Genomic DNA, 13,714 nt, shown 5'->3' with positions numbered 1-13,714 from the left:
ATTGCCCGTGCCAGTGAAGACAAGCTGTCCGTATTGCGGCGTCGGCTGCGGCGTCATCGCTGACAGGGATGCCTCGGGCGCCGTTACCGTTCGGGGCGATCCGCTGCATCCCGCCAATTTCGGACGGCTGTGCGCGAAAGGCTCGGCGCTCGCCGAGACCATCGGCCTCGAGGGCCGGCTGCTGGCTCCCGTCGTCAACGGGCAGGAAACGAGCTGGGATACGGCGCTCGATCATGTCGCGGACGGATTTGCCAGAGTCGTCCGCGAGCACGGTCCGGATTCGGTCGCTTTCTATGTCTCCGGCCAGATTCTGACCGAGGACTATTACGTCATCAACAAGCTCGCCAAGGGCTTCATCGGCACCGCCAACATCGACACCAATTCCCGGCTGTGCATGGCATCGAGCGTGGCGGGTCACAAGCGCGCGTTCGGCAGCGACACCGTTCCGGGCTGCTATGAGGATCTCGAAACCGCCGATTTGCTGGTCCTCGTCGGCTCCAATGCCGCCTGGTGCCATCCGATCCTTTACCAGCGCATGGTGGCCGCCAAGGCCAACAACCCGGCGTGCCGCATCGTCGTCATCGATCCGCGGCGGACCGCGACATGTGACGGCGCCGATCTGCACCTGCCGCTTCGCTCGGGCAGCGATTCGGTGCTGTTCAACGGGTTACTCGCGCATCTTGCGTCGCGCGACGCCATCGACCGCGCGTTCGTGGATGGATCCACCACCGGCGCCGAAGCCGCGCTGCGGCAGGTCGCCGGCCAGACGGTTGCGCAGACTGCCGAAATCTGCGGCCTGACCGAGGGGGCGGTGGCGCTGTTCTTCGACTGGTTCGCCAGAACCGAGCGGGTCGTCACGCTCTATTCGCAGGGCGTCAACCAGTCGAGCAGCGGCGTCGACAAGGTCAATGCGATCATCAACTGTCATTTGTTGACCGGCCGTATCGGGCAGCCCGGCATGGGCCCGTTCTCGCTGACTGGACAACCCAACGCCATGGGTGGCCGGGAAGTCGGCGGGCTGGCCAATCAATTGGCCGCCCACATGGAGATCGAGAACCCGAAACACCGCGATATCGTCCAGCGATTCTGGCAGTCGCCAATTATCGCGGACAAGCAGGGTCTCAAGGCCGTCGACATGTTCGATGCGATCGCCGACCGGCGCATCAAGGCGGTCTGGATCATGTCCACCAATCCGCTGGTCAGCCTGCCGGATGCCGATCGCGTGCGCCGCGCACTCGATGCGTGCGAGCTCGTCGTCGTCTCCGATTGCATGCGCCATACCGACACCACGCGTCATGCCCACGTACTGCTGCCGGCGCTTACCTGGGGCGAAAAGGACGGCACGGTCACCAACTCCGAACGGCGCATCTCCCGGCAGCGGCGCTTCCTGCCGGCGCCCGGCGCTGCAAGGGCCGATTGGCAGACGGTCTGCGACGTCGCGCAACGCATGGGTTTTGCGGGGTTCGACTATCCGAACGCTGCCGCGATCTTCCGCGAGCACGCGAGACTCTCCAGTTTCGAGAATGAAGGGACGCGCGATTTCGATCTGTCTGCCCTCAATACGCTCGATGATCGCGCCTACGATGCGCTCACCCCGATCCAGTGGCCGGTGACGCGCGAATATCCAACCGGCACGCCGCGGATGTTCGAAACCGCAAAATTCTTCACGGCCGATCGCAAGGCGCGTTTCGTGCCGGTGACGCCGCGTGCCGCCGTGAACGCGACCAGCCGCGACTATCCGCTGGTGCTCAATACCGGGCGGGTCCGCGATCAATGGCACACCATGACACGGACAGGAAAATCGGCGCGGCTGCTGGCGCATGTTTTCGAGCCTTGCGCCGAATTCCATCCCGACGATGCACGCATGGCCGGCGTCGAGAATGGCGGGCTGGCGCGATTGACCAGTCCCTGGGGCGAGATGGTGGCGCGCGTTGTCGTCACTGCCGAACAGCGGCGCGGCTGCGTGTTCGTGCCGATGCACTGGAACGGCGAGTATGCCGGCGACGGCCGGGTCAACGCGCTGGTCAATCCGGCGACCGATCCGATCTCCGGACAGCCGGAGTCCAAGCACACGCCGGTCAAGGCGGCAGCTTACTTGCCGAAATGGCATGCCTTCATCCTCAGCCGCCAGGAGATCGCGCGTCCCGAAGCGGGCTACTGGGTCGGCGGGCTTTCAGGGACCTGCTGGCGGATGGAACTCGCCGGTGACGAGCGGCCGACGAGCTGGCGCGATTGGGCACGGGCGCAGCTCCGCGTCGGATATGACGATATCGAGTGGATCGCCTATCGCGATCCGAAGGCCGGCCGTTTCCGCTACGCGGCCGTTCGCGACGGCCGGCTGGAAGGTTGCGTGTTCATCGCACCCGATCACAAGCTGGTCTCGCGGTCGTGGCTGTCAGGGCTATTCGCAGAGCAGGCATTGTCGCCGAATGCGCGGATGTCGCTGCTGACGGGGCAGCCGCTCGATGCAAGCCAGGATGTCGGGCCGATCGTCTGCTCGTGTTTCGGCGTCGGGCAGCATCAGATATCGTCGGAAATCCTTAAAGGGGCGACCAGCGTCGACGAGGTCGGCCGGCGCCTGAAGGCCGGTACCAATTGCGGCGCCTGCAAGCCGGAGATCGGCAAGCTGCTGCGCGGCGCGGCCGTGCGGGATTCGCAGCCTGCATGAGCGGCTAATTCTTGATCGCGTAGAGCGGCGTTCGCAGCGTTAGCTGGTACGACGGCTTCGGCGTCCAGGCGATCTGCGCGGTGATGCCGAACAGCCGATTGTCATCGTCGTCCATGCGGTCGAGGTCGAACCGCATGATCGGCTGCGTGAACGCGGGAAACGGCGTCAGGTTCAAAAGCTGCGCGCCGCCGAAGTGCTGCACGCCGAAACGGCCGGTGAGCTTCCAGTTGTTGTCCCACTGATAATAGCCACCGACATAGCCCATGATATCGGGGCTGACGCGGGCGAGCGGGCTATCGACGAGGATCCTGGCGTACTGCGCGCCAGCGAGTAGCCCGCGTGTCTCATCCGCGTTCAGCGCGTAATCCGCCTCGAGGATGGTGTTGTAGGATGTCGTTGCCAACGGCGCGTCCGAAATCGATCGCGTCGCGTTGGACTGAACGGTGATGGTCGGAAACATTCCACCGTTCTGCTGGTAGATGTCGGCCTGGAATCCGACCGTAAAGGCGTAGATCGAGAAATTCGTCCAGGGATCAGTGCCCGCCTGCGACGTGGCTCCGCTGACGCCGCCGTAGACCGAGAGCCGATCGTTGACATCGACAGTCAAGGGCAGGTCGACCGAGAGGCTTTGGCTGGACGGCGAGGTGAGGGTTCGTAGCGAGGAAAGGTTCGAAAGCCTCGACAACAAAGGCGGCGTGCTGAATCCGATTGAGAGCGAACCGGCCGGCAGCGTCGAGTAGATCGTTCTCATATCGAGATAGAAGTTCGGCAGGGCCGGTTTTGCCTTGGCCGCATCCTCCTCACCGTCGCCATCGTCTTTTCCAAGCGCAAGGCCCGTAACGCAAGACGATACCAGCATGCCGAGCGCTACGCCTCTGACGGATCGCGCTAGCGCGAATTTCAGACGGCGCGGTGCAGTTGATCTGGTGAAGCTCGTGCTCAACTGGCGTTGCCCTTGACTGGATAAGCTAGATCATTTGCCCGTGGCGAATACAAGCGGCGGCTGCCATCCGGGCTCCGGTCTCATGGCGGGTGTTGCGCGTTTGCGCCGCCCTACCGTGAAGCCGGAACTCCGTTCGATCGGCTGAGGGTCGAAAAAAGCAGCGCGGCGACGATGCCGGACAGCAGCGAAGCCGCGAGGACGCCGAGCCGGACCTGTTTCAGCACCACCTCGTCGTCGAAGGCCAGCGTGCCGATGAAGAGGCTCATGGTGAAGCCAATGCCGGTCAGGATGGCGATGGCATAGAGTTTTCCTGTCGTTGCCCCTTCCGGCATCGCAGCCAGGCCCAGCCTGATCGCGAGCAGCGATGAGCCGAAGACCCCGATCTGTTTGCCGACGAAAAGCCCTGCGATAATGCCAAGCGTTATCGGCTCCGCCAGCTTTGACAAGGTCAATCCGTGAAGCGATACGCCGGCATTCGCGAAGGCGAAAATCGGCACGATGGCGAAAATCACCCACGGCCTGAGCGCGTGTTCGGTATCTTCGAGCAGGCTGTGCCCGTCGCGTCTGGTCAGCGGCATCGCAAGACCGACAGCGACGCCGGCCAGCGTCGCATGCACGCCGGATTTGAGCACACAAACCCAGGTGAACAATCCGGCGATGAGATAGAACGACGGTCTGCGCACATCGAGCAGGTTGAGGACCACGAGCGCCCCGACGCCAATGCCGCCGAGCGCCAGCGCCGTGACCGAAAGGTCCGCGGTATAGAAGATCGCGATGACGACGATCGCCATCAGATCGTCGATAATCGCGAGCGCCATTAGAAAGATCTTCAGCGAAGCCGGGACCTTGCGTCCCAGCATGGCGCAAACACCCAGCGCAAAGGCGATGTCGGTCGCCGCCGGGATGGCCCAGCCGCGCAATGCGTGGGCGTCGCCCCAGTTCACCGCGGCAAAGATCGCCGCCGGCGTGACAAAGCCGCCGAACGCGGCGATCACAGGCAATGCCGCCTGCTTTGCGCTCGACAGCGGGCCCTCTAGCGCCTCGCGCTTGATCTCGAGGCCGACCAGCAGAAAGAACATCGCCATCAAGCCGTCATTGATCCAGTGATCGACGGTCTTGCTCAGTCCGATCGATCCGATTCGGACCTCGCCGGTCGTTCGTAGCAGCGCCTCGTATTGCGGCCCCAGCGGTGAGTTTGCGACGATGAGAGCCGCGATGGCGGCAAGCCCGAGAACGACGCCTCCATAGAGGCCACTGTTGTCAAATCCGTCAGATGCCGGCGCCTCGGCCGTCATGAACCGGCCTTGCCGGCCGTATCGATGGCGACCGACAGCGCGAGTTTCGTTTCCTTCACTATGTCCTCGACCAGTTCTTCCCGGCTGACATGGGCAACCTGGCCGGTGAGCAATCCCTGTTCGGCGAGCATGACCACGCCGTGCAGCGAGGCCCAGACCTTCAGGGCACTACGCTCGCGCAACAGCCCCACGGCGGGGGCCTCCAGCGCTTCCACCAGGAGTTCGAAGGTCTCCATTGCCGCGCTCTGCAGCTCGCTGCCTTTCGGTGCGCATGCCATGGTCCGCGACGCGAACATCAGGCGATAGATGCCGTTGCGGCGCAGGCCAAAATCAAGCGTGAGCTGCGCGAAGCGCGACAGCTTCGACTGTTTCGACGGCTTTTCGATCGCCGCACGCATTATCGCGCTGAATTGGCGGAACGCTTCGGCCGTGACAGCGGTCAGCAACGTCTCGCGGTCGGCAAAATGCTTGTAGGGCGCCGGCTGCGAGACGCCGAGTTTTTTCGCAAGCGCGCTGATGCTGATCGCTTCGGGGCCGCCGAGCTCGACTTCGTGCAACGCGGCCTGAACCAGGGCATCACGAAGATCCCCATGGTGATAGGCGTTCAGCGCTTTGCGTGCGGGTCGAGGTGGCATTTCAATGTCATGATCTATAACTTTTGACTTGACAGCACAACGGCGAAGCGAATGTAATACGATATAACTTCGCGAGGTGCCGGCGGGTCTGCGCCGCCGTGTCGACAGAAGAGCAACGATAGAAAAACACAGCGTGCAATGCGCGCTAAAAAGGGAAACGCTGCGATGGCTGGAACGCTCAGAATCCGCGTCGACCAGGACAAATGTCAGGGCCACGCGCGCTGCAAATCACTGGCGCCCGAACTGTTCGACCTCGATGAATTCGGCAACGCGCACGAAGTCGGCGACGGTTCCGTGCCCGCGGGCCTGGAAGACAAGGCCTGGCTCGCCCAGAGCAACTGTCCCGAGATCGCGATCGAAGTGACCGAGGAATAGCCGATCGCGAGATCGATTAATCCACCTGGATCTGAACGAACCAAGCAGAGGAATTGCTCCGATGTCCGATTCCGCCAGCATTATGCCCGAACATCCTCCGGTCACCGACTGGGTCAACGATTTCGACCACACCGATCCGACCTGGACGGAAAACCCGTTTCCGATCTGGGAAAAATTGCGCGCGGCATCAGCCGTCGTTCATACCGAGCGGTTCCTCGGCTGCTACATGCCGACCACCTATCAGGCGGTAAAGGAAATCTCCTACGATACCGAACACTTTTCTTCCCGGCGCGTCATCGTGCGCGACATTCGCCCGGAAATCACGGCGCGGGCGCCGCCGATCACCTCCGATCCGCCGGAGCACAAGCCGGCCAAGCAATTGTTGTTGCCGCCATTCACGCCGGACGCGATGAAGAAGCTCGAGCCGCGGGTGCGCGCCATCTGCAACGAACTGATCGACGAGTTCATTGCCGACGGCAAATGCGACGCCGCCGCGCGCTACACCAAGCACGTTCCGGTCCGCGCCATTGCGCACATGCTCGGTATCCCCGAGAAGGATGGCGATCTCTTCATCAAGTGGATTCACGGCATCCTCGAACTCGGCATCAAGGATGACAACGCGCTGATGGAGGCGGTGAGAGAGATGACCGGCTATTTCGCCGGCCACATCGAGCATCGCAAAAAGCATCCGACCGACGATCTGATCACGACGCTGATGAACGCGCGGGACAAGGACGGCAACCCGCTGGCGGACGAGCATGTGCTGGGTTCGCTGCGGCTGCTTCTGATCGCGGGCATCGACACCACCTGGAGCGCGATCGGCTCCTCGCTGTGGCATCTGGCGAAGACGCCGGCGGACCGCGAGCGCCTTGTCGCGGAGCCCGAACTGATGCCGCTGGCAGTCGAGGAACTGCTGCGCGCCTATTCGCCGGTGACGATGGCGCGCGAGGTGATGAAGGAGACCACCATCAGCGGCTGCCCGGTCAAGCCCGGCAACATGGTGCTGCTGTCCTTCCCCGCCGCGAACCGCGATCCGGCGATGTTTCCCGATGCCGACAAGGTGGTGATCGACCGCAAGGAAAATCGCCACGCCGCGTTCGGCCTCGGCATTCACCGCTGCGTCGGCTCCAACCTGGCGCGCATGGAAATGACGGTCGCGATCGAGGAATGGCTGAAGCGGATTCCGGATTTCAAGCTCGATCCGGCCGGCAAGGTCACTTGGTCGGAAGGTACCGTGCGCGGCCCGCGTCAGTTGCCGATGCTGTTCGGCAAGGCGAGCTGAGCGCTCGAAAGGTTCTGCGGGGAGGGTCGATTGTCTCGACCCTCCCTTTGCGTCTCGTGGCTACCTGACCTCGATCTTCGCGTCACTTGCCACCTTCTTCCAGGCTTCGATGTCGCGCGCGTTGATGTCGCGCTGCTGATCTCCGGCGATGAAATCGGCGGAGATGCCGAGTGCCAGCAGCTTCTCGATGATGTCGGGCTCGGCCAGAGACGCCTTCAGCGCGCCAGAGATTTTTTGCGCAATGGAAGCGGAAACGCCCGCGGGCGCATACATCACCCAGGACAGGCTCCGTTCGAAATCGACGCCTTGCTCCTTGTAGCTCGCCACGTCAGGCAGGCTCGGAGATCGTCCGCCGCAGACCGCAAGCGCCTTCAGCTTGCCATCCTTCACCAGCGGCGTCCCGGTCGCCATGTCGACCAGGCCCACCGAGATGTGCCCGCCCATCAGGTCGTTGGCGAGTTTCGCCGCGCCGCTGAACGGGACATGCTGCAGGCGGACACCCGCCTTCTGGGAAAGGATTTCGCCGCAGAAATGCCCGGTCGAGCCGACGCCCCAGCTTCCATACTGGATCGGCTCACCCTTCTTCGATAGCTCGGTCAGCCCGCGCAGATCGTTGGCGGCAAAATCCTTCGTTGCGATGAGAAGGATGGACGACGTTCCGATGCGGCCGATGGTGGTAAAATCCTTGATCGGATCATAGGACAGGTTCGGATAGACCGCCGGCGCGAGCACATGGGTGGTCATGCCGCCGATCGTGACGGTGTAGCCATCGGGCGGGGAGGTTGCCGCCTGCTGCGCGCCGATGGTGCCTGCGGCGCCGGTGCGGTTTTCGACGTAGATGGTCTGGCCGAGACGGTTGCCCATCCGGTCGGCCAGCAGCCGGCCGAGCACGTCGCCGCCGCCACCAGCCCCGAATGGCAACAGCATCTTGATCTTCTTGGAGGGGTACTCGGCCGCGTCCTCGGCGCGTGCCGAACATGGCAATGACGCGAGCGCAAGCAGCGAAAGCATTATCGCGCGTAACTTCATTTACTCACTCCCTGGGTTTCCCGTTTGCCTTTTTGTTTTGGTCGTTCTTCGCCGGTCGTGGAGATCTCCGTCGCGTGATCAGGGCGCCCGAGGCTTGGCGCAGGAGTGCCGAAGGATGAAACGTGTCGGCAGGTAGACCGGCCGGATCTTGCGGGCCTCATCGCCGCGGCGAATCCGATCGAGCAGGATGTTGGCGGCGACCCGGCCCATCTGGTCCAGATCCCATGTCAACGCCGAGATGCCCGGTGTTGCATATCGGGCGAGATCGGTGTCGCCGATGCACACCAGCGACATGTCGTCGGGATAGCGCAGGCCATTGCTGGCAAGTGCGTCCATCACGCCGGCCAGCATGTGCGTACCTAACGTAATGATTGCGGTCGGACGGTCGGGGCCTTGCAGCAACTGACAGACGTCGCTGAACGCAATGCTGGAGCCTTGCGTCTGCGGCCGGATCAGGTCGGGATCGACCTCGAGCTTCGCCTCAGTATGGGCCTGCCGATAACCGGCTAGGCGCTCCGAACTCGGCAGCAACGCGGCGCGTCCGGTGAGAAGCGCGATGCGGCGATGGCCGAGCCCGATGAGATACCGCGTGATTTCGAGGCCACCGCCGCGATGATCAGCACGCACCGAGGGGACGCCCGGCACCTCGCGATCGATCGCCACGCAGGGCAGGTCCAGGTTTGCGAGCGCGCCGGTGAAGTCGGTATGCGCGTTGTCACCCGCAAACAGCAGCAACCCGTCCATCCGCCGCCGGCGCACCGCTGATACGAACGCCGTCTCGCGGTCTTGCTCGTGCCGGGTAGCCGCAAGCATCAGCACGTAGCCGGCGCGCTGGAATTCCTCCTCCGCGCCGTTGATCATCTCGCTGTAGAGCGGGTTGGACAGGTCGGCGACCATGCAGCCGATCGTCTTGCTCTCGCGCGAACGCAAGGCCTGCGCCGCCGAATGCGGCTCGAAGCGCAGGCGGTTCACCGCCCGCATGATGCGGGCGTGCAATTCCGGGCTGATGTGCGGCTCGCCGTTCATGACGCGGCTGACGCTGCTGACCGATACGCCGGCCTGGGCTGCGACGTCGCGAATTGTGGCACGTGCAGGCTGGGCCTGGCGCAACGACATTGCAGAGTTCCCTTGAGCATCGCCGCTCGGGCGTAGATGGACCAAATCCTAGCGCATTCTGGAAACGATATATAAGCTGAAAACCTATAAAAATCTACCTTGAACAACACTGTTAGACAAAGTATGGAAACGTTTTCAAGAAATGCCGGGGGAGCAAGGCGGGCACGCCGTTGTTCCCGCGCGACACCAAACCGGCCGAATGGCCGCAGGCGGGAAACGGGACCGAGGCATGATGCGGCGTGTCGAAGGAAAAGTCGCTTTGGTGACCGGTGCCGCCAACGGCATCGGACGCAGCGCAGCCCTGGTGCTGGCGCGCGAGGGCGCCACGATCGTCGCAACCGATCTGCAGGACGACAAGGGCGAGGGCCTGCTGCGCGAACTGCGCGCCATGGGATGCGAGTGCGAGTACTACCACCACGATGTGACGCGCGAGGAGGACTGGCAGTCGATCGTGGTCCAGACCCGTGGACGGTTCGGCAGGCTCGACGTTCTCGTCAACAATGCCGGGATTGGCCTCTCCGGACCCGTCGTCGACATGGCGTTCGCCGACTGGAAGCGGCAGATTGCCGTCAATCTCGACGGGGTCTTCCTCGGCGTAAAGCATTCGCTGCCGCTGATGCGGGCAGGCGGGGGCGGCAGCATCATCAACGTTTCCTCGATCGCAGGCATCAAGGCGTCGCCGAACGTCTCGGGCTATTGCGCGACCAAGGGTGGCGTGCGGCTGTTCACGAAATCGGTCGCGCTGGAATGCGCAGCCGCCAAGGATGGCGTGCGCGTCAACTCGCTGCATCCTGGCATCACCGAAACCGCGATCTGGGACACGCTGATCGGCACCGTCGAGGACGGCTCGAACGGCGGACGGGAGCGCGGTCCGACGCTGGATAAGCTGACCGAACGCGCCGTCCCGCTCGGGTACAAGGCCGCGCCAGAAGATATCGCCAACGGCATCCTGTGGCTCGCCAGCGACGAGAGCCGCTACGTCACCGGCACCGAACTCGTCATCGACGGCGGCAGGTCGATCGGCTGAACGCGAAAGACGAATGAGAAGGCGGAAACGATGTACCGCCGATAAACACACGGAAGGTCGTCATGAGCCGTATCTTTGGTGCAGTCTGCCAGAACGGATATATCGTGCGGGACATCCGCGCCGCCATGGACCACTGGGTCAACGTGATGGGCGTCGGGCCCTGGTACTATATCGATCGGGTCAAGACCGATTACTTCCGCCACCGCGGCCAGGACTCCGCCATGGAGATGAGCGTGGCGCTCGCTAATTCCGGCGATCTCCAGATCGAGCTGATCCAGCAGCGCAACGACGCGCCCTCAATGTACAAGGAATTTCTCGACTCGGGCCACGAAGGCTTGCAGCATATGTCGTATTGGACGCGTGATTATCAGGCCCTCTACGACCGTGCGCTGTCGCTTGGCTATAAGGTGGGGCACGAAGGACAGATCGGCGGCGAAAAGGGCCGCTTTGCCTATTTCGATACGCAGGCCCATCCCGGCACCGTTGTCGAAATATCCGACATCAGCGGTAGCAAGGGGAGTTTCTTCGAGCATATCCGCAAGGTCGCCGCCGGTTGGGACGGCTCCGATCCCATCCGCGAAGTCGGCGGACGCTGAGCGATGCGCGTATCGCGCGGTAATAGTAAGTTCGGGCCCGTGCGCGGAAGCGCGCAGCGGTAGAAAGAAACAAAAAACGTAAGGAACAAGCGGATGGCAAGACTTCCTTTGATCGACCCGGCGGCAACCAGCGGCGACGTGCGCACGTCCTTTGACAGGATGCCGGTCGTTCTGAACATCTTCAAAATGATGGCGCATGCCGAGGCCAATTTCATTCCGGCGATGCGGTTCGCCAATTCGATCCTCCATCGCCAGAAGCTCAGCCATGTCAATCGCGAACTGCTAATTCTTCAGGTCGCGCAGTGGGAGCACGGCGTCTATGAATGGCGACAGCATGTGCCGATCGCGCTCGGCGTAGGCGTCACGCAAAAGCAGATCGACTGCATCGAACAGGGCAAATACGAGGACGCCGCGTTCAATGCCGCCGAACAGGCGCTGCTGGCGTTCGGCCGGGAAGTCATCGAGAACGTGCGTGTTGCCGCACCGGTGTTCGCCGCGATGCGCCAGCATTTCAGCGAGCAGGAGATCGTCGAGTCGATCCTGGCGATCGGTTTCTACATGACGATGGCGCGCCTGACGGAGGCAACCGAGGTTGACCTCGACCCCGCCGCCGGTATGACCGTCTTCGAGAGCAGCAAGAAGCGGTCGGGCTGACCGCGCGCCAAGGATCAGCCGATGGGTGTGTCATCAAGCGCAATGTCGAGAAGCGCTTCCGCCCCCCGGCTGACACCGCACATTGACCACGCCGCCGGTTGCAGCGATCATCAGCGGGGTAACGATGACGTGGAGCACAGGCAATGACGGGTGAGCCGGGGGCGGACGGTCCGCGACCATTAGGCGAGATCGCGAGCTACCACGCCCATATCTACTACGATCCGGCGACCACGCGGGCCGAGGCCGAGCAGCTGCGCGCCTGGATCGGGGAGCGTTTCTCGGTCACGCTCGGACGCTGGCACGACGTCAAGGTCGGCCCGCACGATCAGGCCATGTACCAGGTGGCCTTTGCCCGGGAGATATTCCCCGAACTGGTGCCCTGGCTGATGCTCAATCATGGCAAACTGAGCGTTCTGGTCCATCCAAACACGACCAACCCGCGCCGGGATCATGAGGCCGATCCGATCTGGATCGGACCGGCGCTCGCAGTGCACGCCGACAAGCTACCGGAGCACGCCGAGATGGAAGTGGCGCCCGCGCCGAATACCAATCCGGTTCTGCGGCCCTGAGTGTGGCCCCGCCTGGGAATCCCGGCCCGGTTTACCATTACATGGCTTGAATCCGCCAATTCGGCCGGTCATGATGGCGGCATGGCAGCGAGCGCTTGTCTCGATTATGCCTTACTTTGGTTTGCATTATGGTGGGACTTATTCGGTGAATCCATTAGGAATCAGACGTGATTCCGAAGCGCCGAGCCGGGGACGGATGGATAGAAGGACGACCAGCACAGCCGGGCCTGCTTCGAGCCGCGGTACCCGTTTGCTCCGCGAAGCGGCATTCGGCACAGCGGCGCTTGCGATGGCGCTGGGGCTGGCCGCGTGGGTAACCGATTTCGATCCGGCTGCCTGGATCAATCCCGCATCCGCGAATGTCGGCAGCACTTCCTCGTTCGACGAGCGCTTTGGCCCGGGCTCGGCGCGCCGTTCGCTCGCCATCAACTACCCCTGGCGTCCCGCCGCCCGTTCGGAGCGCCCGGATTTCGATGCGCAGTTCGGCCACATCGAAAGCATGTTGGGGAGGCAATCGCCTGAGGAGCAGAATGCTGAACCCGCGCCGTCCGCTCCGACGGTCGAGGCGGCAATCCCGCTGCCAAGAGCCCGGCCGGTCCTGGCCAATCTTCAGTCAACGGGAAGCGCCCCCGCGCCGGTTTCGTCGGATAACCGCACCATGTTCGAGAAGCTCGCCGATCTGGTGCCGATGCGCTTCTCGCTGGCATCGCTGACGCCGGGGGATGGGCTGCTCGGCGAGCGCAAGGATCTGACGGCGCTCGGCTACGACGGTCAGACGGCGGTCTACGACATTTCGGCCCGCGCCGTTTACCTGCCGAACGGCACCAAGCTCGAGGCACACTCGGGGCTGGGCGGCCTGATGGACAATCCGGCCTATGTCGACCAGCGGATGGTCGGCGCGACGCCGCCAAACGTCTACGACCTCAAGCCGCGTGAAAAGCTGTTTCATGGCGTCGCGGCGCTGCGCATGACTCCGGTGGGCGAAAACGAAATGCACGGGCGAACGGGCCTGCTCGTGCACAGCTATTTGCTTGGTCCCAACGGCGATTCCAACGGCTGCGTCTCGATCAAGGATTATGACAGGTTCCTGACAGCGTACCGGAACGGCGAGGTCAAGCGTCTCGTCGTCGTGCCGAGCCTCAAGGAAGGCCTCACCGCGTCGCGGCGTTCACCGTCCCCGTCATGACAGTCGTCGCAAGTGGCGCTTCCGACTGCGACACTCCGTTGCGGGCGGTCTTCAAGATCAACCTGAACGGCAAGACGGTATCGATCGGGACCGTCGGCCAGGCCTACCGGTTCATCACCAATCTCAGTTCGATCGAATGGATCGAGTTTCGCTCGCTGCATGCCGATGCCGTGAGCTCCCTGCATGGCGCCGCCGGCAACGCGATGCTGACCGTGCAGGCGACCAACGCCCTGCGCGCACTGTTCGTCCGCGCGAAGCTGTTGTGAAGGCGCCGGGGCGTTAGCTAACTCCCCGGTCTACCCGACTTGTCAGCGGGCGTCCGCCGCGGCTATGTCTCAT

14 protein-coding genes are annotated in these 13,714 nt (G+C 63.2%); 9 read left to right on the top strand and 5 right to left on the bottom strand.

Features of this window, described 5'->3' with window-relative positions; genetic code table 11:
- Position 1: 1 nt before the first annotated feature.
- Positions 2 to 2,668 (top strand): nitrate reductase, encoded by a 2,667-nt coding sequence (locus IVB05_RS35405; protein WP_247780624.1) that lies wholly within the window; start codon positions 2 to 4, stop codon positions 2,666 to 2,668.
- Between the two features lie 4 nt (positions 2,669 to 2,672).
- Here IVB05_RS35405 and IVB05_RS35400 read toward each other — a convergent pair whose 3' ends face one another.
- From IVB05_RS35400 to IVB05_RS35390, 3 genes are all read right to left on the bottom strand, one after another.
- Positions 2,673 to 3,527 (bottom strand): hypothetical protein, encoded by an 855-nt coding sequence (locus IVB05_RS35400; protein WP_247780623.1) that lies wholly within the window; start codon positions 3,525 to 3,527, stop codon positions 2,673 to 2,675.
- A gap of 194 nt (positions 3,528 to 3,721) precedes the next feature.
- Positions 3,722 to 4,906 carry a Na+/H+ antiporter NhaA gene (nhaA, locus tag IVB05_RS35395; protein ID WP_247780622.1) on the bottom strand — a complete coding sequence of 395 codons (1,185 nt, stop codon included), beginning with the start codon at positions 4,904 to 4,906 and terminating at the stop codon, positions 3,722 to 3,724.
- Positions 4,903 to 5,541, bottom strand: coding sequence for a TetR/AcrR family transcriptional regulator (locus IVB05_RS35390; protein WP_247780620.1), 639 nt, complete (start codon positions 5,539 to 5,541; stop codon positions 4,903 to 4,905). Before IVB05_RS35390 ends, nhaA begins: the two co-directional genes overlap by 4 nt.
- A 165-nt stretch (positions 5,542 to 5,706) precedes the next feature.
- Between IVB05_RS35390 and IVB05_RS35385 the strand changes: the two genes are divergently transcribed.
- Together IVB05_RS35385 and IVB05_RS35380 are read left to right on the top strand one after the other, a co-directional pair.
- Positions 5,707 to 5,916 carry a ferredoxin gene (locus tag IVB05_RS35385; RefSeq protein ID WP_247780618.1) on the top strand — a complete coding sequence of 70 codons (210 nt, stop codon included), beginning with the start codon at positions 5,707 to 5,709 and terminating at the stop codon, positions 5,914 to 5,916.
- 61 nt (positions 5,917 to 5,977) lie between these two features.
- The gene (locus IVB05_RS35380) at positions 5,978 to 7,198 is read left to right on the top strand and encodes a cytochrome P450 (RefSeq protein WP_247780616.1); all 1,221 of its coding nucleotides are present in this window, start codon (positions 5,978 to 5,980) and stop codon (positions 7,196 to 7,198) included.
- 60 nt (positions 7,199 to 7,258) lie between these two features.
- Here IVB05_RS35380 and IVB05_RS35375 read toward each other — a convergent pair whose 3' ends face one another.
- Both IVB05_RS35375 and IVB05_RS35370 read right to left on the bottom strand, forming a co-directional pair.
- Entirely contained in the window at positions 7,259 to 8,227 is a 969-nt protein-coding gene (locus tag IVB05_RS35375) for a tripartite tricarboxylate transporter substrate binding protein (RefSeq protein ID WP_247780615.1), read from the bottom strand.
- Between the two features lie 78 nt (positions 8,228 to 8,305).
- Positions 8,306 to 9,343: a LacI family DNA-binding transcriptional regulator gene (locus IVB05_RS35370; protein ID WP_247780613.1), complete on the bottom strand. Its 1,038-nt coding sequence runs from the start codon at positions 9,341 to 9,343 to the stop codon at positions 8,306 to 8,308.
- Positions 9,344 to 9,572: 229 nt separating this feature from the next.
- Here IVB05_RS35370 and IVB05_RS35365 point away from each other — a divergent pair, with 229 nt between their 5' ends.
- The 6 genes from IVB05_RS35365 to IVB05_RS35340 all read left to right on the top strand — a co-directional run bounded on the left by IVB05_RS35365 (position 9,573) and on the right by IVB05_RS35340 (position 13,641).
- Entirely contained in the window at positions 9,573 to 10,370 is a 798-nt protein-coding gene (locus tag IVB05_RS35365; protein WP_247780611.1) for a glucose 1-dehydrogenase, read from the top strand.
- Between the two features lie 62 nt (positions 10,371 to 10,432).
- Positions 10,433 to 10,966, top strand: a complete 534-nt coding sequence (locus tag IVB05_RS35360) for a VOC family protein (protein ID WP_247780609.1) — start codon at positions 10,433 to 10,435, stop codon at positions 10,964 to 10,966.
- 93 nt (positions 10,967 to 11,059) lie between these two features.
- Positions 11,060 to 11,620: a carboxymuconolactone decarboxylase family protein gene (locus IVB05_RS35355; RefSeq protein ID WP_247780607.1), complete on the top strand. Its 561-nt coding sequence runs from the start codon at positions 11,060 to 11,062 to the stop codon at positions 11,618 to 11,620.
- Positions 11,621 to 11,763: 143 nt separating this feature from the next.
- Positions 11,764 to 12,189, top strand: a complete 426-nt coding sequence (locus tag IVB05_RS35350; protein ID WP_247780605.1) for a DOPA 4,5-dioxygenase family protein — start codon at positions 11,764 to 11,766, stop codon at positions 12,187 to 12,189.
- Positions 12,190 to 12,385: 196 nt separating this feature from the next.
- Complete coding sequence (locus IVB05_RS35345; RefSeq protein WP_247780604.1) at positions 12,386 to 13,375, top strand: DUF2778 domain-containing protein; 990 nt, start codon at positions 12,386 to 12,388, stop codon at positions 13,373 to 13,375.
- Positions 13,372 to 13,641, top strand: a complete 270-nt coding sequence (locus IVB05_RS35340) for a hypothetical protein (RefSeq protein WP_247780602.1) — start codon at positions 13,372 to 13,374, stop codon at positions 13,639 to 13,641. Before IVB05_RS35345 ends, IVB05_RS35340 begins: the two co-directional genes overlap by 4 nt.
- Positions 13,642 to 13,714: the final 73 nt, after the last annotated feature.

Origin of the sequence: Bradyrhizobium sp. 170, assembly GCF_023101085.1 — a bacterium.
Classification (GTDB): Bacteria; Pseudomonadota; Alphaproteobacteria; order Rhizobiales; family Xanthobacteraceae; genus Bradyrhizobium.
The sequence above is the reverse complement of the archived record's forward strand: the minus strand, read 5'-3'. Positions and strand labels throughout refer to the sequence as shown.

Excerpts from the sequence above, each read along its gene's own strand:
- IVB05_RS35400 (WP_247780623.1), bottom strand. The coding sequence starts at position 3,527 with ATGCTGGTATCGTCTTGCGTTACGGGCCTTGCGCTTGGAAAAGACGAT.
- nhaA (WP_247780622.1), bottom strand. The coding sequence starts at position 4,906 with ATGACGGCCGAGGCGCCGGCATCTGACGGATTTGACAACAGTGGCCTC.
- IVB05_RS35390 (WP_247780620.1), bottom strand. The coding sequence starts at position 5,541 with ATGCCACCTCGACCCGCACGCAAAGCGCTGAACGCCTATCACCATGGG.
- IVB05_RS35385 (WP_247780618.1), top strand. The coding sequence starts at position 5,707 with ATGGCTGGAACGCTCAGAATCCGCGTCGACCAGGACAAATGTCAGGGC.
- IVB05_RS35380 (WP_247780616.1), top strand. The coding sequence starts at position 5,978 with ATGTCCGATTCCGCCAGCATTATGCCCGAACATCCTCCGGTCACCGAC.
- IVB05_RS35375 (WP_247780615.1), bottom strand. The coding sequence starts at position 8,227 with ATGAAGTTACGCGCGATAATGCTTTCGCTGCTTGCGCTCGCGTCATTG.
- IVB05_RS35370 (WP_247780613.1), bottom strand. The coding sequence starts at position 9,343 with ATGTCGTTGCGCCAGGCCCAGCCTGCACGTGCCACAATTCGCGACGTC.
- IVB05_RS35365 (WP_247780611.1), top strand. The coding sequence starts at position 9,573 with ATGATGCGGCGTGTCGAAGGAAAAGTCGCTTTGGTGACCGGTGCCGCC.
- IVB05_RS35360 (WP_247780609.1), top strand. The coding sequence starts at position 10,433 with ATGAGCCGTATCTTTGGTGCAGTCTGCCAGAACGGATATATCGTGCGG.
- IVB05_RS35355 (WP_247780607.1), top strand. The coding sequence starts at position 11,060 with ATGGCAAGACTTCCTTTGATCGACCCGGCGGCAACCAGCGGCGACGTG.
- IVB05_RS35350 (WP_247780605.1), top strand. The coding sequence starts at position 11,764 with ATGACGGGTGAGCCGGGGGCGGACGGTCCGCGACCATTAGGCGAGATC.
- IVB05_RS35345 (WP_247780604.1), top strand. The coding sequence starts at position 12,386 with ATGGATAGAAGGACGACCAGCACAGCCGGGCCTGCTTCGAGCCGCGGT.
- IVB05_RS35340 (WP_247780602.1), top strand. The coding sequence starts at position 13,372 with ATGACAGTCGTCGCAAGTGGCGCTTCCGACTGCGACACTCCGTTGCGG.